This window comes from Terriglobales bacterium (assembly GCA_035454605.1).
GTDB lineage: Bacteria > Acidobacteriota > Terriglobia > Terriglobales > Acidobacteriaceae > DATMAB01.
The window spans coordinates 1-22286 of record DATIGQ010000065.1 but is presented as its reverse complement, the minus strand read 5'-3'; the positions used below and the strand labels follow the sequence as shown (position 1 = coordinate 22286).

20 protein-coding genes are annotated in these 22286 nt (G+C 64.6%); 6 read left to right on the top strand and 14 right to left on the bottom strand.

Features of this window, described 5'->3' with window-relative positions:
- Window positions 1-15: 15 nt before the first annotated feature.
- A complete protein-coding gene (locus VLE48_04555) occupies window positions 16-1029 on the top strand; it encodes a fumarylacetoacetate hydrolase family protein (GenBank protein HSA92259.1) in 1014 nt (337 codons plus the stop codon).
- Window positions 1030-1081: 52 nt separating this feature from the next.
- A complete protein-coding gene (locus tag VLE48_04550) occupies window positions 1082-2272 on the top strand; it encodes a hypothetical protein (GenBank protein HSA92258.1) in 1191 nt (396 codons plus the stop codon).
- A gap of 3 nt (window positions 2273-2275) precedes the next feature.
- On the opposite strand, the gene VLE48_04545 is transcribed toward VLE48_04550, so the two are convergent.
- The 3 genes from VLE48_04545 to VLE48_04535 form a co-directional block, all read right to left on the bottom strand.
- Window positions 2276-2560, bottom strand: coding sequence for a hypothetical protein (locus tag VLE48_04545; protein ID HSA92257.1), 285 nt, complete (start codon window positions 2558-2560; stop codon window positions 2276-2278).
- A gap of 114 nt (window positions 2561-2674) precedes the next feature.
- The gene (locus tag VLE48_04540) at window positions 2675-3460 is read right to left on the bottom strand and encodes a LytTR family DNA-binding domain-containing protein (GenBank protein HSA92256.1); all 786 of its coding nucleotides are present in this window, start codon (window positions 3458-3460) and stop codon (window positions 2675-2677) included.
- On the bottom strand, window positions 3432-4547 hold the full coding sequence (locus VLE48_04535; protein ID HSA92255.1) for a histidine kinase: 1116 nt from the start codon (window positions 4545-4547) through the stop codon (window positions 3432-3434). Before VLE48_04535 ends, VLE48_04540 begins: the two co-directional genes overlap by 29 nt.
- 267 nt (window positions 4548-4814) lie before the next feature.
- Between VLE48_04535 and VLE48_04530 the strand changes: the two genes are divergently transcribed.
- A complete protein-coding gene (locus VLE48_04530; GenBank protein HSA92254.1) occupies window positions 4815-7241 on the top strand; it encodes a protein kinase in 2427 nt (808 codons plus the stop codon).
- Between the two features lie 3 nt (window positions 7242-7244).
- On the opposite strand, the gene VLE48_04525 is transcribed toward VLE48_04530, so the two are convergent.
- The 8 genes from VLE48_04525 to VLE48_04490 all read right to left on the bottom strand — a co-directional run bounded on the left by VLE48_04525 (window position 7245) and on the right by VLE48_04490 (window position 17561).
- The gene (locus VLE48_04525) at window positions 7245-8321 is read right to left on the bottom strand and encodes an LLM class flavin-dependent oxidoreductase (protein HSA92253.1); all 1077 of its coding nucleotides are present in this window, start codon (window positions 8319-8321) and stop codon (window positions 7245-7247) included.
- A 119-nt stretch (window positions 8322-8440) separates the two neighbouring features.
- Window positions 8441-9367: a ketopantoate reductase family protein gene (locus VLE48_04520; GenBank protein ID HSA92252.1), complete on the bottom strand. Its 927-nt coding sequence runs from the start codon at window positions 9365-9367 to the stop codon at window positions 8441-8443.
- An 85-nt stretch (window positions 9368-9452) separates the two neighbouring features.
- A complete protein-coding gene (locus tag VLE48_04515) occupies window positions 9453-10112 on the bottom strand; it encodes an NAD(P)H-binding protein (protein HSA92251.1) in 660 nt (219 codons plus the stop codon).
- 165 nt (window positions 10113-10277) lie between these two features.
- The gene (locus VLE48_04510) at window positions 10278-11402 is read right to left on the bottom strand and encodes a M24 family metallopeptidase (protein ID HSA92250.1); all 1125 of its coding nucleotides are present in this window, start codon (window positions 11400-11402) and stop codon (window positions 10278-10280) included.
- 117 nt (window positions 11403-11519) lie between these two features.
- Window positions 11520-12782, bottom strand: a complete 1263-nt coding sequence (locus VLE48_04505; GenBank protein ID HSA92249.1) for a M20/M25/M40 family metallo-hydrolase — start codon at window positions 12780-12782, stop codon at window positions 11520-11522.
- 71 nt (window positions 12783-12853) lie between these two features.
- Window positions 12854-14041 (bottom strand): Xaa-Pro peptidase family protein, encoded by a 1188-nt coding sequence (locus VLE48_04500; GenBank protein ID HSA92248.1) that lies wholly within the window; start codon window positions 14039-14041, stop codon window positions 12854-12856.
- Between the two features lie 6 nt (window positions 14042-14047).
- The gene (locus VLE48_04495; protein ID HSA92247.1) at window positions 14048-14995 is read right to left on the bottom strand and encodes a 2-dehydropantoate 2-reductase; all 948 of its coding nucleotides are present in this window, start codon (window positions 14993-14995) and stop codon (window positions 14048-14050) included.
- A 43-nt stretch (window positions 14996-15038) separates the two neighbouring features.
- Window positions 15039-17561 (bottom strand): xanthine dehydrogenase family protein molybdopterin-binding subunit, encoded by a 2523-nt coding sequence (locus tag VLE48_04490; GenBank protein HSA92246.1) that lies wholly within the window; start codon window positions 17559-17561, stop codon window positions 15039-15041.
- A 101-nt stretch (window positions 17562-17662) separates the two neighbouring features.
- On the opposite strand from VLE48_04490, the gene VLE48_04485 reads away from it, so the two are divergent.
- Both VLE48_04485 and VLE48_04480 read left to right on the top strand, forming a co-directional pair.
- Complete coding sequence (locus VLE48_04485) at window positions 17663-18700, top strand: LLM class flavin-dependent oxidoreductase (GenBank protein ID HSA92245.1); 1038 nt, start codon at window positions 17663-17665, stop codon at window positions 18698-18700.
- 29 nt (window positions 18701-18729) lie between these two features.
- A complete protein-coding gene (locus VLE48_04480) occupies window positions 18730-19608 on the top strand; it encodes an ABC transporter substrate-binding protein (GenBank protein ID HSA92244.1) in 879 nt (292 codons plus the stop codon).
- A gap of 13 nt (window positions 19609-19621) precedes the next feature.
- Here VLE48_04480 and VLE48_04475 read toward each other — a convergent pair whose 3' ends face one another.
- From VLE48_04475 to VLE48_04465, 3 genes are read right to left on the bottom strand one after another with little or no spacing between them, the layout of a single operon-like run.
- Entirely contained in the window at window positions 19622-20062 is a 441-nt protein-coding gene (locus tag VLE48_04475; GenBank protein ID HSA92243.1) for a carbon monoxide dehydrogenase subunit G, read from the bottom strand.
- A gap of 1 nt (window position 20063) precedes the next feature.
- Complete coding sequence (locus tag VLE48_04470; GenBank protein HSA92242.1) at window positions 20064-20552, bottom strand: (2Fe-2S)-binding protein; 489 nt, start codon at window positions 20550-20552, stop codon at window positions 20064-20066.
- Window positions 20545-21441, bottom strand: a complete 897-nt coding sequence (locus VLE48_04465) for a xanthine dehydrogenase family protein subunit M (protein HSA92241.1) — start codon at window positions 21439-21441, stop codon at window positions 20545-20547. The genes VLE48_04470 and VLE48_04465 overlap by 8 nt, the downstream gene beginning before the upstream one ends.
- A gap of 154 nt (window positions 21442-21595) precedes the next feature.
- On the opposite strand from VLE48_04465, the gene VLE48_04460 reads away from it, so the two are divergent.
- A complete protein-coding gene (locus VLE48_04460) occupies window positions 21596-22231 on the top strand; it encodes a nucleotidyltransferase family protein (GenBank protein HSA92240.1) in 636 nt (211 codons plus the stop codon).
- Window positions 22232-22286: the final 55 nt, after the last annotated feature.

The following is a 22286-nucleotide window of genomic DNA, read 5'->3' as shown; positions in this document are numbered from 1 at the left end:
GAGAACCGGCGAATCATGCGCTTGATCACCTTTGAAGACGGCACCGGACGAAAGCGAACCGGAGCTCTGACCACCGATGACCGCATCGTGGACCTCAACACCGCCTACGCCTTGTACGCGCGTGACGTGGAGCATGAAGAGGCGCATTACCGCCTGGCCCGGGCACGCGTTCCCACGTCCATGCGGGCGCTGTTCGCGGGCGGCGACCGCAGCCTGGACGCCGCGCGCCAGGCGGTGAAGTACGTGGCGGAAAAAGGCGGGAAAATCACCGGGCCTTCGGGGGAGCCGGTCGTCTATGGCCGCGACCAGGTGCGCCTCAGGGCTCCCATCATCCCCAAAAAGTTCTTTCACACCGCCGGAAATTTCCGCGAGCACCACGAGGAAGCGCAGAAGTCGGGCTTCTCCCATCCCGTGCTGCCCTGGATCGTCTTTTTTCAGAACGTGGACGCCATCATCGGCCACGACCAGCCCGTGGTCTATCCGCGTCACCTGACCGAAGAGCTGGACTACGAGCTGGAACTGGCCATCGTGGTGAAAAAAGCCGGCAAGCATTTCACTGCCGAGGAAGCGAAGGATTACATCGGCGGCTACGTCATCTTCAATGACGTCACGGCGCGCGACATTCAGCGGCGGGAGATGAAATCGGGAGTGTTCAGTTTCTGCAAGGGCATCGATACTTTCTGCCCGCTCGGCCCCTGGATCGTCACCGCCGACGAGATCCCCGACCCGCACAACCTGGCCATGGAGCTGCGCGTCAACGGCGAGTCCCGCCAGCGCTCGCATTCCAGCAAGATGAGCGTGACGATTCCCCAGATCCTGGCGCACTACTCCGCCATGGGCTACAGCGCCGGCGACGTGGTCTCGACCGGCACCGTCTCCGGTGTGGCCGCCTTCTCGGGCGACCCCAAGGCCTGGTACCTCAAGCCTGGTGACGTAATGGAGTGCGAAATTGAGAAGGTTGGGGTCCTGCGCAACAAGGTCATCACCTGGGAAGAGGCGCATGGAGGTCCGCCGCCGAAGACGGCCTAGCCTCCGGCTTCCCAACCACGGCGGCAGAGGAGAAGGGTATCCTTAAGAAGCCATGAGCCCGTCCAACGACAAGGTTTGGGTCAGCGAACTTAACGAACGCCTGCCTGCTCGCGGCCCGGTGCGCTTCTACGACACCACGCTGCGCGACGGCGAGCAGACCGTGGGCGTGGTGCTGACGCCGGAGCAGAAGGTGGCCATCGCCCGCAAGCTGGACGAGTTGGGCGTGGGGCGCATCGAAGCCGGCTTCCCGCGCGTCTCGCCGGATGACGCTGAAGCCCTGCGCCTGATCGTCAACGAAGGGCTGAAGGCCGAGATCTGGGGCTTTGCCCGCGCCGTCAAGGCCGACGTGGACGAAGTGCTGCGCCTGGGTGCGCGCCACACCATCATCGAAACGCCCACCAGCAGCATCAAGCTGGAAGCCTACGGCATCGCCCGCGATGAAGCCGTGCGGCGCGTCGTGGAAGCCGTAAAGCACGCCGCCCACCAGGGCGTGACCGTGGCTTTTTTCGCCGTGGACGGCTCGCGCACCGACCTCGACTTCCTGAAGCGGGTGTACATGGAGGCGCTCAGCGCGGGCGCGAAAGAGATCGTCGTGGTGGATACCATCGGCGCCTGCGGTCCGGAAGCGGTCGAGTCGCTGGTGAGCAAGGCCTGCGAATGGGTGGGACCGAAAGTTCCGGTGCATTTCCACGGGCACAACGATTTCGGTCTGGCTACCGCCTGTGCGATTGCCGCGGTCCGCGCCGGAGCCACCTGGATCCAGGGCACGATCAACGGCATGGGCGAGCGGGCGGGCAACGCCGATATCAGCGAGATCGCCCTGGCCCTGCAATGCCTCTATGGCGTTCCGGTGGAGATGAACCTGGCCAAAGTGCGCGAAGTCTCGGGGGTCGTGCGGCGTGCCGCCGGCTACGAAGTGGACGCCTGGAAGCCGCTGGTGGGCGAGAACCTGTTCACCCGCGAGTCGGGCGCGGTGGCCAGCCAGTTCCACATCCCGGAAGCCATCGAGCCCTTCTCGGCCGACCTGGTGGGCGCCGAACGCCGCATTGTGTTGGGAAAAAAGAGCGGGCTGGACAACATCGACCTCAAGGCAAAAGAACTGGGCCTCTCCGTACCCGCCGACAAGCGCGCGGCCGTGCTGGCCGCGGTGAAGCAGCGCGGCACGGAAAAGCGCGGCCTGGTGACCGACGATGAGTTTCGCCAGATCGTGGCCCGCGTTACTTCTTCCACCGCAGCCGACTGAGCTTCACGCATTGCCATCCTGAGCGGAGGGTGCGACCTCCTCCGACCCATTCCGCTGCCTTGGAGCCCTACCTTCGGCCGGAGATTCGAACAGGTCCGAGACCCAGCACATCACGCAGAAACCCGAGGCCGCAGAGAACAAGCCGGAGCTCCCGGCCAGCAGCACGATGCGGCGATCCAGGGCGTTGCTGAAGGGGATGAGCCAGCCCATCATCAGGAGCGCCACCCCGACCAACGCATAGGCGAGGCGCGATTGGATGTGGATGTTCGGTACGAGCAGGAACGGCATATCTCCCTCCTGCAGACGATGCTAGGGATGCGGCAGGAGCGGAACAACGCGCGCGGGAAGCCTGCGGACAAGGCTGGGACGAGCGGCGCTCCGCAGGGGAAAACGGAACCTGGGTCAGCGGCGGCCGCGGAAGAAGGCGTCCAGGCTGGAGCGGTAGCGGCGGCTGGAAGTGAGTTCGGTCCCATCGCGCAGCAGGACCGCATAGGAGCCTTTGAACAGCGGGCGGAATTCGCGGATGCGGCGCACGTTGACCAGGGTGGAGCGGCGGATGCGTACGAACTCCTGCGGTTCCAGCTTGCGCTCCATCTCGTTCATGGTCTCGCGCAGCAGGTGCACGGTCTTGCCGACGTGCAACTGCAGGTAGTTGCCGGCGGAATCGATCCAGTCGACGTCGCGCGGGTCGAGAAAAAAGATGCGGCCGGCGTCTTTCACCACGATGCGCTGCGGCGCCTGCGGCTTGCTGGCGCGCGCGCCGTGGTCGAGCGAGCCCAGCATCGCTTCCAGGCGCTCGGCGAGGCCGACGATGCGGTCGCGTTCGAGCCAGCGCACGGCCTGGCGAAAAGCCTGGCGGAATCGCTCCTTCTCGATCGGCTTCAGCACGTAGTCGAGCGCGTGCACCTCGAAGGCCTTGAGCGCGTACTGGTCGTACGCCGTGACGAAGACGACGGCGGGCATGTGGGCGGCGCCTACCTGCTCCACCACCTGAAAGCCGTCGAGTTCCGGCATCTGCACATCAAGAAAGACCAGATCGGGGGCAAGCTCGCGGATGGCCTTGACGGCGTCGCGCCCGTTGGGACACTCGCGGAGCACATCGACTTCCGGGAAGTCGCGCAACAGGAGGCGGATGCCGCGGCGGGCGATGGGCTCGTCGTCAACGATCAGCGCGCGAATCTTCGGCATGGACCTCCTCGGCGGCATTTGCGGCGACGAACGGGATCTCGATGGAAGCCAGCACCCCACTGCGGGCATTCTCCACGGCAAAGCGCTGCGCCGCTCCGTAGTGCTGATCGAGGCGGGCGCGGGTGTTGGCCAGCCCGTAGCCGGAGCCATTGGCGGCGCCCTCCCCTCCCTCGGAAAGCCCGGGACCGTCGTTCCATACCTCCAGGAGCAGACGCCCATCGACGGCGCGAGCGCGGACTTCGACGCGGCCGGGCTCGGCTCGCCGGGCCACCCCGTGGCGTACCGCATTCTCCACCAGCGGCTGCAGGATGAGCGCCGGGACGCAAGCCTCCAGGGCCGCGCCCTCGACGTCGAAACGCACCGACAGGCGGTCTTCGAAGCGGATCTGCTGGATCTCGAGATAGCGCTCCAGGAAGCTGATCTCATCGCGCAACGGCACCTGGTCGGCGCCCTGGTGGTCGAGCGCGATGCGCAGCAACTCGCTCAAACGGATGAGCATGCGGTTGGCGCGCTCCACGTCCTCCTGCATGAGCACGGAGATGGTGTTTAAGGTGTTGAAAAGGAAGTGCGGGTGGAGGCGCATCTTCAGCGCGTCCAGTTGCGCCCGCGCCAGTTGCTCCTGCAGGCGCGAGGCCCGCACTTCCAGCTCCGCCGCCTCCAGCTTCTGTTCGCGGTACAGGCGATAGTAGGAAAGTCCGAAGTAGGCGCCCAGGATCACCCAGTACATCCAGAAGCCCGCGGTGCCGATGTAGATGACGAAGGGCGCGCTGCTGCGAAAACGCATGGCAAACTCCGCCCAAGCGAAGTTCTTCGTGATCGCCATGGTCAGGAAGAAGAACGACCAGCTCATGACGGCGCTGATGGGCGCCAGCAGGCAGCCGAAGACCAAGTGCAGGGGCAGAACGAAGCGCAGCCGTCCGCGCTCGATAGGAAAACGACGGGCCAGCGCGATGACCAGCGGCGTCAGCAGGGCCCAGGAGAAGGAGAATTCCATCTCTACCAGGAAGGCACGATCCCACGGAAAGGGCTCGCCCCAGGCGGCGTAGGCGATGTAGTTACGGCCCACGAAGAGCAGGCCGAGCAGCATCCAGGCGATGAAAACCCGGGCCCATCGGATTGGGAGTTCGGAAGCCAAGCAGAGTAATGGTAATGCAGACGCAGACAGCGCGCTCCTGGACGCTAACCGGCGCGGCCACCGACGACAATGGAGCTGGGAAAGGTGGGACCGGGCGAGGGAAAAGCGGGGCCTCCGGTGGGAAGAAAGGCGCAGGCTCCCAGGAACTCACGGCTGGCGTTGACTTGGGTGATAGCTGGTGCCTAACATGGCGGGCCTGCTGGAGTGGGGAGCTCGACCGTGGTCGGCCAGACGATTTCCCACTATCGCGTGCTGGGGAAGCTCGGCGGCGGCGGCATGGGCGTGGTCTACGAGGCTGAAGACCTCCGCCTGGGACGCCGGGTGGCGGTCAAGTTCGTCCCCGAACACCTCGCCGGCGACAGCAAAGCGCTGGAGCGCTTCCGCCGTGAAGCGCGCGCTGCCTCGCAACTCAATCATCCCGGCATCTGCACCATCCACGAAATCGAGGAACAGAACGGGCATCCCTTCATCGTCATGGAGCTGCTGGAGGGCTCGACCCTCAAGCAGCGCATGCAGGAGCAGAAGCTTCAGTTCGACGAAGTGCTCGACATGGCGGTGCAGGTGGCCGACGCGCTGGACGCGGCGCACAACAAAGGCATCGTGCACCGCGACATCAAGCCGGCCAACATCTGGATCACCTCGCGCGGCCAGGCCAAGATCCTCGACTTCGGGCTGGCCAAGCTCACCCCGCAGCAACCCGTCATCCCGGAGAGCACCGAAGCCGAGACCCAGTTGCTGGAGGAATCGCTGACCGCATTGGGAGTGATTCCCGGCACGGCCGTGTACATGTCGCCGGAGCAGGCGCGGGGCGAGGAACTGGACGGGCGCAGCGACCTGTTCTCCTTCGGCGCGGTGCTCTACGAACTGGCCACCGGCAAGCGGCCGTTCACCGGCAACAACGTCGTGACCACGCTGTACTCCATCCTGCATCACAAGCCGGTCTCGCCGCGGACCCTGAATCCCACGCTGCCGCCGAACATGGAGAACATCCTGGGCAAGGCGCTGGAAAAAGAGCGGGACCAGCGCTACCAGACCGCCTCCGAACTCAAGGCCGACTTGACGGAGCTCAAGCGCGAGACCGACTCCACCCTGAAGACCGTGGTGGGCAGCGCCGCCGTGCGCTCCACCACCCGTACCTTCCGGCGGCTGTGGTGGCAGCGGCTGTGGGTGCAACTGGCAGCGGTAGTTGTGCTGGCTATGCTACTGGCAGCGGGCTTTCTCTTGTGGACGAAGCGGCATCGCCCTGCGACTACGGCAGCCGCCAACACGACTATTGCTGTGCTGCCGTTCCAGAACATTTCTTCGGACGCTGAGACTGACTTCCTGCGTTTCGCGTTGGCGGATGAGATCGCGCGCGCCCTCACCTACACGCGCTCCCTCGAGGTTCGCCCGGTATCTTCCACGCAGAAATATTCCGGCCCGGCCCCGGACCTGCAGCAAGCCGGCAAGGAGTTGCGCGTCGGCACCATCCTTACCGGACACTACCTGCGTGAGGGAGAGAAACTGCGCGTCACCTGGGAAGCCATCGACGTGCATACCAACCGCCTAGTCTGGCAAGGCACGCTAAACGTGGCCGTGCGCGACATGGTCTCCATGCAGCAGGCGCTGGGTAACCAGGTGCGCCAGGAACTGCTGCCGGCGCTGGGCGGTGCTGCAAGCGCATTCGAGAGCGGAAGCCGCCCGCAGAACCAGGAAGCGTATGACCTCTACCTGCGGGCGACCGCGCTGCCTCACGATGCCTTGCCCAATCGGGACGCCATCACGGTACTGGAGCACGTGGTGGAGCTGGAACCGACGTTCGCTCCGGCATGGGAGCAGTTGGGAATCCGCCACAATTACGACGCTTCCTACGGGAGCGGAGGCCCGGCCGGCTTTCGTAGGTCGCAGGAGGCGCTGGAACGCGCGCTGAAGCTGGATCCAAACTTGATCTCCGCGGCGGCGCGCCTGGTCCGCCACCACGTGGAACAGGGCGAGCTGAACCGCGCGTACCAGGACGCGGAAGCACTCATCCGCCGGCGCCCGGAGAGCGCCACGGCGCACTTCACGTTGGCCTACGTGCTGCGCTATGCCGGCCTGCTGGCCGACGCCACGCGCGAGTGCGACGTGGCCCTCGGTCTCGATCCGGCCAATGCCAACTTCCGGTCCTGTGCCTTCGCGTTCCTCGAGGCCGGAAACCCCCAGCGGGCGATGGACTACTTGCAACTGGACGCCGGCTCCGAGTGGACCAACAGCGTGCTGCCGGCCTTGCTGCTGCGCCAGGGAAAGGCGGATGAGGCTCGCAAGGCCCTGAGCAACATGTCCGCTGGAGCGCCCTGGTTCCGGAGCGTGATCGAATCCTGCCTGCAGGCGCCGTCCTCCACGCCCCTGGACGAAGTAGTTCGCAGGACCGAGCCGGCGCTGCTGGCCCAGATCGATCCCGAATTCAAGTACTATCAGGGCGCGATCCTCGCCCATTGCGGGAAGGATGAGCTGGCGGTACGCCTGATCCGCAGCGCCATCGAGAAGAACTACTGTGCGCAGGAAGCGCTGCAGCGTGATCCTCTGCTGGCCAAACTGCGCGACAAGCCTGAGTTCGCCGAACTGCGCAGCACGGCGGAAGCCTGCCAGAAGAAGTTCCTGGAGTACCGCACGCAGCGCAAGGGGTAGGCGCTACCGAGCTTTCTTGAAGTGCGGCAGGACGGCCTCGCCGAAGAGCTTGGCCTGCTCGAGGCGGTCGTCACCCCAAAGCTCGAGCATGATCTGGGTGCAGCCGGCGGCGCGATATTCCTCGAGCCGTGCGATGCAGTCGTCGGGCGTGCCGGCGATGGCATGCACTTTATCCAGGATCCCATCGGTCACGGCGCGGGCTGCGGCCTTGCGCCCGCCCTGTTCCATGGCCTCGGCAATGGGACGGATCTCTTCCATGCTCAACTGGGCGCATTCCAGAAGGGTGTCCGCGGTGCCGCGGATGTTCTGCACCTTGTTGGCGAGATACATGGCGGCCATCTCGCGCGCCCCTTCCCTGCCCTTCTTTCCGTCGCGGTGCACACTGCCCACGATGACGGAGCCGAGATCGATTGCGGCGGGGTCGCGGCCGGCCTTGCGCGCGCCTTCTTCCATGTTCTTGCGTGAATACTTCACGAACTCGGGCGTGGTGATGGAAGCGGTGAGCAAGCCATCGGTGATCTGCCCGGCGAGCTTCTGCAGTACCGGACCGGTCCCGGCAAAATACACGGGCACTCGGGCGCGGGAGACGTGGGCGTCCGGCTTGAGCGGTGGCGCGAAGGCGCTGAACGCTTTTCCCTCATAGCGCACCTCCCCGCCGGCGAGCACGGCCTGGATGATCTCCAGGCTCTCGCGCATCACGACGGCGGGACCGACCTCTTTACCTTTCTCGCCCTCGCCGATCTCCTTCATGAAGATCTTGGAGGCGCCGAGGCCGAGCAGAAAGCGGCCATCGCCGGCCGCGTCCTGCATGACACGGGCTTCCATGGCGATCTGCACGGGATGACGCGTGTAGGGCGAGATGATGCCCCAGCCCACCGCGATCCGCTTGGTCTCGCGCGCAATGATGGCGGTGATGGCGGTCGAAGAGCGGGCTTCGTAGGAGTGCTTGCGCCACCAGGGATAAGCCTCGGCCAGCCAGAAAACGTCAAAGCCGGCCTGCTCGCAGGCCTTGGCCATGGCGACAGTTTCGCCGAGAGGCTCCATGGAGAGTTGCAGGACGCCGATCTTGAAAGGAGGCATGAGGGCAGTTTCCAGCTTTCTGTTTCAAGTTTCCAGCAAGGAAGCGGCAGTCATGATAAATGACCTTAGCGATTTCGTCAGTGATTCTGACTGGAAACTCGAAACTGGAAACGGGTGTCTTACGGATTCGTCCAGGAGTGCTCCAGTCCCTTCACCAGCTCCCAGATAGCCTTGTTCAGGGGCGTGGGGACGCCGGTCTTCTTGCCCCACTCCACGATGGCGCCGTTCATGAAGTCGACTTCGGTCTGGCGGCGGGCCTCGGCGTCCTGCAGCATGGAAGCCTTGTGCTTGCCGGGCGCGTTGGCCGCCTTGAGCACGAGCGCCTTGGGATCGTTATGCAGCTCGATGCCCAGGGCGCGAGCGACGGCCAGCCCCTCGTCGATGAGCGCGTCAAAAAGTTCGCCGGTAGGCTGGAAGAACGAAGCCGCGCTGTGATGCAGTCCGGTGAGCGCGCCCACGGGATTGGTGCCGGCGTTGAAAATCAGCTTGGTCCACTGGGCGCCGCGCGCGTCCTGCATGGCGATGGTGTTCATGCCGGAGCGGGTCATGAGCCCTGCCAGCTCTTCCACCATGGACATGGGCGTGTTGGTAGGCTCGAAAGGGCCGATCCAGGTGTCGCCCTTGATGTCGTACCCGACGTGACCGGGGGCGAGGATGTGGCCGGCGGGGAAGGTGGTGCCGCGGATGACGTACTTCACGTGTTCGGCAATGATCTCCTCGTTGCCCACGCCGTTCTGCACCGAGCAGACCGCGCTCTTCTCATCGAAGAGACGCGCGACCTGCTGCATGGCGCCGCGCGTGTGGACACTCTTGGTGGCCACAATGCCATAGTCGCAGCGGGGCAGTTCCTTGGCATCGTAGGCGGCGCGCAGGCGGGCAGTGAATTCGGCCTCCCCCGAGAGACGCAGACCACTGCCGTTGATGGCATTCACGTGCTCGCGGGAGACGTCATAGGCGAAGACCTCGGCCTCACCCTTTTGCGCCAGGTGAGCCGCGAACAAGCTGCCCACCGCTCCACATCCGACGACACAGATTCGTTTCTTCATTTTGACCCTTTCAAGTTGCCCGTACCGAGTTGCCAGTTGCCAGAAAAAGCAGATCCCTCGCTGCGCTCGGGATGACAAGCACCTGCTAAATGGCGGACAAATCAATCCGACTTTTGCGGATGGCGGGCACTTCGACGACCCGAATGCCCGCAGGAGGATTCTCTACGGCGGAGACCAAAGCGGCAAGCATCTGGTTGAGGGAAACGAGACCCAGACGACGCGCGCTCTCCCGCGTGGGCGGAAGCAGTTCGCCCAACCAGTATCCGGGAAGCAACAGATACGGCCAGTAGTGCCCGGGACCGAGCACGTACCAGGGCCGCAGAAACGTGGCGTTCACGCCGCTCTCGCGCAGCAGGCGCTCGCCTTCGGCGCGCACTTCGAGGTAAGCCTTCATGATGGGCGCAGGCTGGGCCACGCTGAGGTAAACGAAGTGACGGATGCCCGCAGCCACCGCCGCCGGAACGGCTTCCCGGATAGAGACCAAGTCCACGGCACGGAACCGCGCTCCCTTCCACGGCGCGGGATGGGGCACGCCGACCAGATGGACGAAGGTGTCCGCAGGGGCGATGTTATCGCGATAGCTGGTTGCGTCCAGGGCGTTGCCGGAAACCAGCTCACAGCCCGGCCCCAGCTTGCGCTCCGAGCCGGGACGCGCCAGGGCCTTCAGGCGATGGCCGCGGGCAAGGAGGCGCGGGACCAGCGCGTGTCCCATGTAGCCGGTGGAGCCAGTGAGGAAGACAGTCATCAGGGATCAGTGGCTAGTTCTCAGTTCCCAATTCTCAGAAAAACAACCAGTCTGTCGTACGAGTTACGCAGGAAGCGACGGAACGGATTTTCACCACCAAGGACACGAAGAAGAACAAGAATGCGCGGGCAGGAGGCCCGCGCGACAGTCGGCGGGGCGCCGGCGCTAAACGTCGCCGCCGCGGTAGAGGCGCCAGGGAACGTCACAGAGGTTCTCGCCCTCGCTCTTGCCCACGCGATAGGTGTCCTGCGTGTAGAGGCAGACCTTGCCATCCTGATCCACCACCTGGGGATGAACGGAGAGCACCATGTTTTCCTTCAGGACGACGTCACTCGACGAACCCACGGCGGGGTACTCCAGCATGGTGGCGCCGATGCCGTGACCGGAGAGGTGGCCGAGGGAGAAGCCGTGCTCCTTGAAAACGTCGGTGATGGCGCGGTGGACGCTGGAGGCAAGTTCGCCTTCGCGCAGGCGCTTGCGCGCCTCCTCCATCGCGGTGGGGTAGGCCTGCCTCATGCGCTCGGTAACCGGGTCGAGCTTGCCCTCGATGATGGCGCGGGAGAACTCCACCCAGTAGCCCTCCGAGTTGGTGACCTCCAGGGAGTAGAGCATGAGGTCGTCGGGATTCACCACGCGGTGGCCGGGAACTTTGAACGATGCTTCGGCGGTGCCGTGGGTGCCGGAGAGCACGATGTTCATCATGCGCGGGCCGGCGCCGCGCGCGAAATAGACCTCGACGGCGGGCGCCATGATCTCGGCTTCGGTCTTGCCGGGAGCGTAGCTCTTCACCAGGGCATGGAAGCCCTCGACCACGATGTCCATGGCCTCGCGGATCTCTTTCATCTCTTCTTCGCTCTTGACCGCGCGGGCCATGTCGAAAGCGAAATCGAAGTCCACGAGCTCCAGGCCCGCCGACACCAGCGCCTGGTAATCGACGACCGCCATGACGTGCTTGAGGCCGTAGACGCCGAGGCGCTTCCACTTCCGTTCTTGAGCGCGCGCGGCGATCCATTGACCGGGGATGGCGGGCCAGACGTGGTCGCGCACCCAGGGCTTGGATTTGTCGCCGATCCAACGGGCTTCCGCGGGGAAGATGAGCGTCAGATCCCCTTCCATCGGAATGAGCACATAGCAGTAGCGGTGCACGATCTCAAAGCCGGAAACGTAGCGGACCGCGCCTTCGAAGCCGGCGTACTGGTTGCCGCAAACGATGAGGGCGTCCACATTCTCGGCCTGCATGGCGCGACGGATGTTGGCGTAACGGCGAGCGAGTTCGGCGGGGGATGGCATGCTTAGGGTCTCAGGTCTCCTATAAGGATGCGCGCCTTTCGCGCACTTGGCGCGAATCGGCGCGCCCAGATCCTTCGCTCGACAGAGAGCAACAGCGTCTCGCTCAGGATGACAACATTATTGCGCCCCGCAGAGGTCCGCCGCGATAAGGGCGTAGATGCGGGTCATGTCCACGAGCGTCTTGATGCGCACCTTCTCGCCTTCCTTGTCGCGGGGACCGCTGGACGGCCCGTAGTTCACCGTCGGCACGCCATAGCGGGTGAGCACACTGGCGTCGGAAGACCAGAGCACGGTATCGCGCTTGGGCGGCTGACCCACGATGCGGCGATGGTTCTTCTCGATGGCGCGGATCATCGCGTGGTCGGCGGCGATCTCGGCGCCGGGCACGGAAACATAGGTTTCGAATTCGAGGCCCCAGTCCGGGTGCCGCTGGCGCAGGTCAAGAAAGAACCGCTTGAAGTCGCGGCGCGCCTCGGCCATGGGCATGGTGGGCGGAACACGGACGTCGAGATAGAGCTCGGTGCGTTCAGGGGTGCGGCTGGCGCGCCAGGCATGGCCGCCGTGGATGCCGCCCAGGTTCACGAAGCCCTTCTTGTTGCCGTAGGCGCTGCGCTCCTGCCAGCCAGGAATCCACTTCATCAGATCGGCCATGACCTGGTGCATGCGCCGCAAGGAGTTCTCGCCTTCCCGACCGGGCCCGAAGGCGGTGTGCACGTAGAGCCCGGCGGTCGAAAGACGGACCCACATGGAACCGTAGTGACCGAGAACGAGCTGCATATCCGTGGGCTCGCCCAGGATGCACATGTCCGGGAGCGTCCCGTGGTTCACCAGGTAGTGCGTGCCGCAACCGTAGCCGCGGAATTCCCGGCCCTGGTACTCCCCGACCTGCGACTTTTCAATCTCGCCGGCGACGGCGGCGATGACCACGTCGCCTTCCAGGCGGACGCCAGCGGCCTGCAACGCACGCACCGCATGGGTGTAGCAGACCAGCGCGCCCTTCATGTTGTAGATGCCGAGGCCGTAGATCATCTCGTTGCGGATGATGGCATGGGGCTTGTAGCCGATTCCGGTGAGAAACGGCTCGCGGCCGGTGTTGGAGGTATCCATGTGGCCGTTGAACATCAGCGTCTTGCCGTTACCCGCACCCGGCAAGCGGCCAATCACGTTGGCGCGGCCGGTTTCCACTTCCTGCCAGGCCACTTCCAGGCCCATGCGCTCAAAGGTCTGGGCCATGTATTCCGCCATGGCCTGCTCTTCGCCGGTGGGGCTGGGGATGTTCACCACATCGCAGGCCATGGTGATGAGGGCCTCTTCGTCGATGTGGGCAAGGATGGAATGGGCCAGGTCGGGCTTTTTCTTTTTTGCGACGGACTTGGGCATGTTCGGTGGCGTCAGGCCTCAGGAGGTGAAGAAAGAATCTACTCCTTCAGCCCGCATGGCGTCACGTGCAATCACGACGGAATCAGCGTGCGAAAGTCGTCGGGGAACGTGCAGAGCTTCTCGTTGCCGGTGGCGGTGATGAGGAAGTCGTCCTCCAGCCGCAATCCGCCGCCGCCTTCCCAATAAATCCCCGGTTCAATAGCCAGCACCATGTTCTGGCGGATGGTGCCGGTACCGGCCTGATGGGCATAGGGCGGCTCATGGGCGCGAGCCCCCACGCCGTGGCAGACGGGATGCGACGGCTGGCCGGGATAGCCGCCTTCGGCGATGCGGGCGCGGATGAGGCGGTCGAGTTCGGGGAAGCTGGCGCCATCGCGGGCGAAGGCGACGCCTTCGTTGAACACTGCGAGCAAAAGGTCGAGCAGTTTCTCATAGCGCGGAGTGAGCTTGCCGGGGCTGAGGTTCTTGGTGAGGTCGTTCCAGTAGCCGTCCACGCAGACCCAGATCTCGAACAGGGTGGGCTCGTGTTCCTGAATGGGACGGTCGCCGGTGGCGGTAAAAGTGGCGATGCCGGGTCCGGACCAGACCAGGGTGAAGGCGCGCGCCATCTCCACTTTGCCCTGGTAGCCGACTCCGACGCCGTGCACGAAGCCTTCGAACATGGCTCCGACTTCGCTTTCTTTCATGCCGGGCCGCATGTTCTGCCGGACGTGTTCCATGGCGAGCGCGGCCAGTTCGTTGGCCAGGCGCATGCGCTCGATCTCCTGCGGCGTCTTGATGGCGCGGGCTTCGATGAGCAGGGGCATGGCGTCCACCACCTGCCCGGAAACCTTGCGGAAGGCGTCGAAGTAGGGCTGGGAGTAGACGGTGGGCTCGCCCACCATGCGATCGGCGGCCTGCGACGAGTTGGTGAGCTCGATGCCGACCTTGTCCGTCAATCCCCGTTCCTTGAGCACCTCCAGCGCAATATCCAGAGCGCGGAAGTTGGGCGGGCGCGGGTCGCGCTCGTGGTATCCCTTGAATAAACGAAGATCTTTCGTCCAGGAGTTGCGCTGGGCGTCCTTCAACTGCGGTTCCAGGGTGATGAGCGTGGGCTCGCCTTCGCGCGGGAAGACCACCGCGTCGTATCCCTTCATGCACCAGTAGTTGGTGAGGTAGAGGATGTTGTCCGGCGCGCGGCAGACCATGGCGGAGAGGTCCTGCGCCTTCATCAGCGCGCGGACGCGGTCGAGTTTGGGTGCATCCAGGGGCCAGGCCATTTCGCTTCAGGTCTCCCGTTTCTCGTTTCGCGTTTCGCGAGTCCAGGATAATTCCAAACCCTTGATCAGCCGGTAGAGCGCCGTGTGCAGGGGCGCGGGAACGGCGGCCCGCGCGGCCTCGCGGGCGATGGCGCCGCCGAGGAAGTCCACCTCGGTCGGGAGCCGGTGACGAACATCATAGAGCATGGAGGTGGGGTGGTCGGTCTGGGCGCCGATCTTGTTCATCTCCCATGGGTCTTCATGCAGTTGGATGCCGAGCGCCGCGGCCACGGCCTTGCCCTCGTTGATCAAGTCGTGGAGCAGGTGGCCGAGGTCGGAGAACCGGTGCTCGTGAGCGAACTCCGGGCAGTGCGGCAGCCCGGCGAGCGCCGAGACGCTGTTCACCGACGCGTTGAAGATCAGCTTGGACCACTGTGACGGCTTGGCATCTGCAAGGGCTTCTGCCTTAAGGCCGCCGGCCACGATGAGGTCGGCGAGTTCCTTCACTGTCTCCAGCGGCGTGTTGGTGGGCTCGAAGGGACCCATCCAGGTAGGCGTATCCAGCTCGTACTGCACGTGCGTGTCACTGTGGCGGGTGCCGCTCATGAAGGTCGTGCCGCGGATGATGTAGCCGCGCGTGTGCTGTACCAGGATCTCCTCGCTGCCCAGCCCATTCTGCGCCGAGAGCACGGCGCCTTGGTCGAAATGGCGGCCCACGGGCGCGAAGGCCTCCGCGGTCTGCGTGGCCTTGGTGGCCACGATGCCGAAATCGAAATCGGGAAGCTCGGCGGGGTCGTGCGTGGCCCGGAGGCGGACGTGAAAATCGTGCCCGCCGGAGACCCGCAAGCCCTGCTCGTTCAGCACGCGGGCGTGCTCAGGACGGCGGACGAAGCACCATACCTCAGCGACGCGGGCCAGATGCGCAGCGTACAGACTGCCGATGGAACCGGCGCCGACGATGCAGATCCGCTTCATGCAAGAGCAGTGGCCCGTGGCCCGTGGCTAGTGGCTGGTGCGCTCATCGACGGTGGGCGCGAGCCGGCTGACGCTGCTCCACGCGCACGTTGGTTTCGCGCTGGCCGGAGGCAATGGCCTGCAAGCGGCGGAAGATGCTGTCGGCATTATTGTGCGAATCGTCCACGTAAACGCCCGCGGAGTAGAGCGCGTCCTGCAGCGCGGCGCACACCGTGTGCAGCGGCGCGGCTCCGCCTTCGCCCATCCCCTTGGTGCCGGCGAAGGTGAACGGTGACGGGCTCTCGATGTGCCCGTATTTCACCATGGGCATGTTCACGGCGGTGATGGGCGTGTAGTCGCTGAAGGTGGCGGTGAGCATGTTGCCGGAGGCCGGATCGTAGACGCAGCTCTCCATCAGGGCCGCGCCGATGCCATGGGCCGTGGCGCCCATCACCTGTCCTTCAACGATGGCCGGATTCACCACGCGGCCGCAGTCATCTACGGAAGCGTAATCGAGGATCTTGGGCTGATAGGTTTCGCGGTCCACCTCGATCACGCAGATGTGAAGCTGTGCGGCGTACGTAAGGGTGAGGTTGCCGTACTTGCGCTTGATATCGGGAACCTCGAAAGGCGGGCGGTAGACGTGGCGGCAGTTCAGGGTGACGTCGCGCAGCTTCTCGGGTAGTTCGGCACCGTTGACATGAACCAGATTGGCGATGCGCCAGTAGTTCACGGAACGGTCCTTCTTGCCGCGAACCCGGACCTCCGGGCCCTGCTGGCCCACGCCGAACTCCAGTTCGCTTTCTTTCGCCTTGAGGGCGAAGGCCGCCACGCGGCTGACTTCCTTTTTTAACTTCAAGGCGGCGCCCTGAACGGCCGAAAGGCCGGAGACCGCGAACTGGCTGGCATAGGTGCCGGAGGTGCCGGTATGAGCATTGCGATCGGTGTCGAAACCGACGCTGACGCCGACCATATCCGGAGTCAGCCCGAACACATCGGCCACCACCTGCGCCGTAACCGTCTCGTGGCCCTGCCCCTGGGGGACGGAGCCCACCGAAACCACCAACTCGCCGTAGACGTCGAGCTTGCAGATGGCGGCCTGGGAATTTCCGGAAAAGGGAGCGTGGGGATTCAGCAGGCGGGATTGCCCGAAGTTGTTGGTGCCGGAATCCAGGGTGGTGCCGATGCCGATGCCCAGCCAGCGTCCCTGCCGACGGGCCTCCGCCTGCTGGCGCTTCCAGTCGTCCCAGCCAATCTTCTGCTTGGCGATTTGCAGCATGCGCGGGTAGTCGCCGGAGTCGTACACGCAGCCGTTGGGCGTGGTGTAGGGAAAATCCTTGGCCTGGATGTAATTGCGCAAACGCATCTCGTCGGCGGGAATACCGAGCTCGTGCGCGCAGAGATCGACAATACGCTCCAGGAACCAGAGATGCTGCATGCGCGAGTATCCGCGGTTGGGCGCCACAGGACACTTGGTCGTAACCACCTGGCAAAAATCCACGCGGAAGTTGCGGAAGCGATAGGCGCCGGGCAGAACCTGGGCCCATATGATGCAGCCCAGCGGCTCGTAGCGGGGATAAGCGCCGCAGTCGTCGATGTGGCGGGACTCGATGGCGAGGATGCGCCCGTCCTTGTCCAGCGCCACGCGCGTATCACGGAACGTGCGTTCGTTGCCGTGGGCGCTGGCAATCATGTGCTCGGTGCGGGTCTCGACCCACTTCACCGGACGCCCGCCGGCCTTGCGCGAGGCCAGGGCGCACACGGCCATCTGCGGATAGCTGGCAATCTTGATGCCGAAGCCGCCGCCGATGTCGTGCGTGGTGCAGTGAATGCGGTCGATGGGTACGCCCAGCACCGGTGACAGGAACTGGATGGCGAACATCGGGAACTGGTTGTTGCAGATGTATTGGATGAAGTCATCGCCGGCATCCCACTTGGCAATGACGGCCTGGCACTCCAGCGGCGTGGAAGAAAAGCGGTGGAAGTGCATCTTGTCGATGTGCACGACATAGGCAGCCTGCTTGAAAGCCTTGTCCACATCGCCGTAGTCGAAGGTGCCGCGATACACGAGGTTGGTTCCCGCCGAGTCGTGCAGGATGCTCTTGTCCAACAAGGCTTCCTCGGAGTCGATGACGGGATCGAGCGCGTCGTAGTCCACGCGAACCAGTTCGGCCGCATCCTCGGCGGCCAACTGCGTTTCGGCGACGACGGCCACGACGGGTTCACCCTGGTAGCGGACCTTGTCCACGGCCATGGGGAAATCCTTGATATCGGCGCCCGGCGGCGGGCCGATCTCCGGGAACGGCTGCTTGCACATCTGGGCCACTTCCGGGCCGGTCAGCGTGCACACTACGCCGGGATGGGCCTCAGCCTCAGATACATCGATGCCGGTGATGCGGGCATGGGCGTAGGGAGAACGCACAAAACGCAGGTACAGCATGCCCGTAAGCTTGTAATCGTCCACAAACTTCCCGCGTCCGCGGAGAAGGCGGTCTTCCTCCTTGCGCGGTATGGACTTGCCCACCCAGTGGGCCCCGTTTCCCTTCGCAGCTGGCTTGGACTTGCCGGCTTTGTGTTTCCTGGCCACGTTCAGGTCTCCTGATCGGCGATTTCGGTGTCCGGCGAGACGTGCGAGTATACCGCACCTCTACCAGGGTCGCGCTGTGATGCGGAACGCGGCAAGGCATTATGATGAGGCACGACCCGGCGTGGTCGGGCGAGAAAGGCGAGGGCGTGAAGACTCAGTTCGACATCGGCGTGCTGCCGCAGGGCGCGGTAGAGGAAAGCGTGCAGCTCATGGCGGCGGCGGAGGAATTGGGCTTTGGCGGAGTCTGGGTGGCCGATTCCCAGTCCATCTTCCGAGACGCGTATGTGACACTGGCTTTGGGAGCGCTGCGCACGCGCCGCCTGATGCTGGCCACGGGAGTGACGAATCCGGTGACGCGCCACCCGGCCGCCATCGCGTGCAGCATCGCCACCATCGATGAGATGTCCGGGGGACGCGCCGTTCTCGGCATCGGTACCGGCTTCAGTGCCGTGCGAACGCTCGGCCTCAAGCCGGCTTCCCTCAAGTCTCTGGAAGAGGCAACGCACACCCTGCGCGCGTTGATGGCCTGCCAGCCCGCCGTCTATGCAGGCAAGGAGATCCGCATGACCTGGCCTGCGCGCTCGGTACCCATCTACTTCGCGGCTTCAGGTCCGAAGTCCCTGCACCTGGCGGGACGCATCGCCGATGGCGTGTTGTTCCAGGTAGGCTCTGAGCCTGCCCTGGTGCGGCAGGCGATCGAACGAGTGCACGCGGGAGCGCGGGAGGCAGGGCGAGACCCCAAGGACGTGAAGCTTTGCGTCCGGCTCGGGTGCTCGGTCTCCCACGACCGGCAGGCCGCACTCGAGGAAGCTCGACCCTACGCCGCGGCAGCCGCGGAAACTGTTTTCCAATCCAACCCGGAGGACACACTGCCGCCGGATCTGGCAGCAGACTTGAAGCGATTGCAGGAGCACTACAACTACTATCAGCACGTCAACCAGCAAGCCAGCCACGGCGATCTGGTGACGGACCGGATCGTGGAAGCGATGGTGGTGGCCGGCACGCCGGAAGAAGTGATTCCCAGGTTTCGCGCCATTCTTGGAGTGGGCGTGGATCGTGTGGTGATTCCGCTCACCACGCGGGAGCCGGCTGCACTGCTGCGAACCCTGGCCGAGGAAGTGATCCCGCAACTCACCTGACGGCCTGCGGATGGGCAGAGGAGTGTAACTTGTCGAAAACAGCCGCTCCCGAACTCCTTGTCCTTGGCTTCAAGGCTTTCGATCTGCATGAGCTGCTGCTCCATTTCGTCGCGGAACGCCAGGGCCACTACCAGCGGGAAGGGCTGGCTGTCCGCCTGCGAGACATCACGTTCACTCCGGAAGAGAAGCTCGAGTCGCACGTGTTCAGCGTAGCCTGTGGTTCCACGCTGCTGGGCAGGATGGCCGGGGCGCGTCGAAAAGTGGTGCTTGTCGCCACCGAGCATCCCATGTTCTGGATCTACGCTCGCGCCGGAATCACGAAGCTGGAGCACTTGCGAGGAACCCGCACCGCAACCTATCCGCCCGCCTCTCCCCCCTGGCTGCTGCACCGCGCCATCCTGAGCCGGCGCGGCTTGAATCCCGACCGGGACGTGCAATTGGAAGCGGCCCGCGATGATGCGGCACGGCTTGGCCTGCTGCGATCGGGCAACGTCGAGGCCGCGGTGCTGAGCTCCGCCGTCCCACCGGCCAAGGCACAGTCGCTGGGCCTGGCAAGGGTCGCCTTCTTCGGCGACGAGATTCGGATTCCCACCACCGGATTGGCAGTTTCGGAAGAAACCATCCGCGAACAGCCGGCACTGGTCCGAAGGATGGTCGCAGCGTTGCGTTCCAGCCTACGCAGCGTCCACGAGTCTCCGGGCGAAGTGCTGCCGGCGCTGGAGCTGCTGCTGGATGGCGGCAGGGAGATCGCCGAAAAGACCTACGAAGCGGTCCGCGCCTGCTTCACCGAAAACGGGAGAGCTTCGGCTGAAGCTCGCAAGGCCGCCATTGAACTCGTGAATGGGCAGAACCCGCCGGCAAGAATCAAGGAAGAGGACGTTTACGACGATTCGTTCCTAATGCCCTGAGGCTGGAACGGACTCAGCTCAAGGCTTTCTGTAGACCGTCGATGACCTGCTGGATGTTCTTCTTGGCCATAGGCTCGAGCAGGCCTCCGGCCATGGAGGCCAGCCCACCGAAGATCTGCGACTCGCCCTTCCAGGCGACCTTGGTGCCTCCGGAAGAGTTGCTCAGGTCGAAGCCGGCGTTGAGGCTCATGTTGGAACCGGCCATGCGCCCCTGGCCCTCATAGCGGGCGCGCTTGGGCTTCTCGGCTTCGGCCAGGCGGAGCTTCACCTCGGCGGTGCCGCGGATGTGCGAAACGCCGACGTTCACTTTCACCGTGAAATTCTTGTCGTCCACGATGGTCGAACCCTGGTAGCCGGGCAGCAACGGGCAGAAGCGCTTGGGGTCGGTGAGGAAGTCGTAGACTTCCTCCGGCGTCTTCTTGACTTCGAATTCTCCCGCCAGACTGATGGGCATGTCAGCGCCCTTTCATGGATTCGGCGGCCGCATGGATCGCCTTGAAGATGTTCTGATAGCCGGTGCAGCGGCAGGTGTTGCCGGCAATGCCCTTGCGAATAGCTTTCTCGTCCGGGTCAGGATTCTTGTCGAGCAGTTGGCAGACCGACATCAGGAAGCCGGGCGTGCAGTAGCCGCATTGCAGCCCGTGGCTCTCCAGGAAGGCCTGCTGCACCGGGTGGAGCTTGGAATCTTCGGCCAGGCCCTCGACCGTGCGCACTTCGCCCTGGTCGGCCTGCACGGCGAACACGGTGCAGGACTTCACGCTGCGTCCGTTCAGCAGCACGGTGCAGGCGCCACAGTACGTAGTGTCGCAGCCGATGTGGGTCCCCGTGAGCCCCAACGTTTCCCGCAGCAAGCTCACCAGCAGCAGGCGCGGCTCCACGGAGAGCGAGTGCCGCTGCCCGTTGACGGTCACGGTGATGGGCACCATCTGGAGTTCTTCAGGCATACAGGTGGCTCACCTCGACTCGCTCGCCGCGACTGCGGCGCAGGGCGGCATCCAGAGCGCGCTTGACCAGGGCGCGCACCAGGACGCGCTTGTATTCGGCCGAACCGCGCATGTCCGATTGCGGATCGGCGGCGTGCATGGCCGCTTCCGCGGCGGCCTCGATGCTCTTGGCATCCACGGCCTTGCCGCGCAACACCTGCTCCGCCTCACGCGGGCGGATGGCGGTCAGCCCGACCGCGCCCAGCGCAATGCCGGCCTCGCGGCAGACGTTGGAGTCCTCCATGGTGAGCTGCACGGCCACGCCGGCGGAGGCGTACACCGGCGCCGAGCGCTTGGCGGCGATGTAAGCGCCGCCGCTCTTCTTGGGCGGCTTTGCAATCCGGATTTCCTTCACCAGTTCATTGGGCGCCAGCGTGGTCACGAAGGCATCCACCAGGAAATCTTCCAGCTTCACGGTGCGCTCGCCGCCCGTGCCCTGGCAGACGACTTCCGTCCCCAGCACCAGAAGAACGGGCGCCCAGTCCCCGGTGGGATCGGCTTCGGCCAGGGAGCCGCCCAGGGTGCCGCGATTCCGCACCTGGATGTCCGCGATTCCCGCGGCGCAGTCGTGCACGATGGGGATGCGCGACGCCTCCTGCGACTCCTCGATCTGGGCGTGGCGAGTGAGCGCGCCCACTCGCAGTTCGTTCCCCAGCTCGCGGACGTATTCCAGGCCGGGGACGAAATTCAGATCCACCAGATGGGCGGGACTGGCCAGACGCAGCTTCATCAAGGGAATCAGGCTCTGTCCGCCGGCCAGCAGCCTCGCTTCTTCGCCCAGGTCGGTAAGCATGGAGACCGCCTCGGGTAGCGATGCTGCGCGGTGATAGCGAAAGGCTCGTGGATACATCGGATACCGGTTCCTGCGAGGCCGATGGCCGAATTCGCCCGGGACTGGCGAACCCGGGCTCAACAATGTACCAGAGCCAGTCAAGAGTGTGCTGTGAGGAGAGAACTTTTTCGCGGCCATGACAGGGCTACGCCGATGATTTAGCTTGGGAGCGATGATCCAGAGGGCCATCCATCCCATCATTCTGGCGGCAGGCCGTTCGTCACGCCTGGGATTCCCCAAAGCGACAGCGCGCTTCGGCGATCGAACCGCGATCGAGATCGCGGTGGAGAACTGCGCCGGGCTGGCCCCACCCATCGTGGTGCTGGGGTATGACGCGGCGCGCCTTCGGAAAGCTGTGCCACGCACGGCCAGCGTGGAGGTGAATCGCCGCTGGCGCCGGGGACAAACCACTTCCCTGCTGGCCGGACTGCGACGCGTGCCGCGCGACGCCGACTTCATGCTCTATCCGCTGGACTTCCCGCTGCTCACCCCCGCGGTAGTTCGGCGCCTGGTGGCCGGGTTTCGGCGACGAAACAAGGCGCAGGCCATCGCCGCTCCCAGCTTCCGACGGCGTGCGGGGCACCCGGTAATCTTCGCGGCAAAAGTCCGCAAGGAACTGGAAACCGCCGATTCGGCGCGCGAGGTCGTCTACCGCGACCTTTCGCGAATCCGATTCGTGCCGGTTCGCACCTCGGCCATCTGGCTGGATTTCGACACGCCGGCCGCCTACCGCCGCCGAGTGCGGGAATACATGCGCTATCATGCGCGGAAGGACAGGAAGGCTGGACGAAAGGGCAGAACACGATGAAGCCGATGTTTCTCGAAGGAATCGAACAGGCGCCGGGCTCCGGCCCGCATGCGGA

What these genes read in the sequence shown, in the direction of transcription:
- VLE48_04540 (HSA92256.1), bottom strand. Translation starts at nt 3,460, where the DNA reads ATGCCGAAGATTCGCGCGCTGATCGTTGACGACGAGCCCATCGCCCGC.
- VLE48_04475 (HSA92243.1), bottom strand. Translation starts at nt 20,062, where the DNA reads ATGCCCATCAGTCTGGCGGGAGAATTCGAAGTCAAGAAGACGCCGGAG.
- VLE48_04505 (HSA92249.1), bottom strand. Translation starts at nt 12,782, where the DNA reads ATGCCCAAGTCCGTCGCAAAAAAGAAAAAGCCCGACCTGGCCCATTCC.
- VLE48_04495 (HSA92247.1), bottom strand. Translation starts at nt 14,995, where the DNA reads ATGAAGCGGATCTGCATCGTCGGCGCCGGTTCCATCGGCAGTCTGTAC.
- VLE48_04470 (HSA92242.1), bottom strand. Translation starts at nt 20,552, where the DNA reads ATGCCTGAAGAACTCCAGATGGTGCCCATCACCGTGACCGTCAACGGG.
- VLE48_04525 (HSA92253.1), bottom strand. Translation starts at nt 8,321, where the DNA reads ATGCCTCCTTTCAAGATCGGCGTCCTGCAACTCTCCATGGAGCCTCTC.
- VLE48_04550 (HSA92258.1), top strand. Translation starts at nt 1,082, where the DNA reads ATGAGCCCGTCCAACGACAAGGTTTGGGTCAGCGAACTTAACGAACGC.
- VLE48_04500 (HSA92248.1), bottom strand. Translation starts at nt 14,041, where the DNA reads ATGGCCTGGCCCCTGGATGCACCCAAACTCGACCGCGTCCGCGCGCTG.
- VLE48_04485 (HSA92245.1), top strand. Translation starts at nt 17,663, where the DNA reads ATGATGAGGCACGACCCGGCGTGGTCGGGCGAGAAAGGCGAGGGCGTG.
- VLE48_04555 (HSA92259.1), top strand. Translation starts at nt 16, where the DNA reads ATGCGCTTGATCACCTTTGAAGACGGCACCGGACGAAAGCGAACCGGA.
- VLE48_04535 (HSA92255.1), bottom strand. Translation starts at nt 4,547, where the DNA reads ATGCTGCTCGGCCTGCTCTTCGTGGGCCGTAACTACATCGCCTACGCC.
- VLE48_04545 (HSA92257.1), bottom strand. Translation starts at nt 2,560, where the DNA reads ATGCCGTTCCTGCTCGTACCGAACATCCACATCCAATCGCGCCTCGCC.
- VLE48_04515 (HSA92251.1), bottom strand. Translation starts at nt 10,112, where the DNA reads ATGACTGTCTTCCTCACTGGCTCCACCGGCTACATGGGACACGCGCTG.
- VLE48_04510 (HSA92250.1), bottom strand. Translation starts at nt 11,402, where the DNA reads ATGCCATCCCCCGCCGAACTCGCTCGCCGTTACGCCAACATCCGTCGC.
- VLE48_04520 (HSA92252.1), bottom strand. Translation starts at nt 9,367, where the DNA reads ATGAAGAAACGAATCTGTGTCGTCGGATGTGGAGCGGTGGGCAGCTTG.
- VLE48_04460 (HSA92240.1), top strand. Translation starts at nt 21,596, where the DNA reads ATGATCCAGAGGGCCATCCATCCCATCATTCTGGCGGCAGGCCGTTCG.
- VLE48_04465 (HSA92241.1), bottom strand. Translation starts at nt 21,441, where the DNA reads ATGTATCCACGAGCCTTTCGCTATCACCGCGCAGCATCGCTACCCGAG.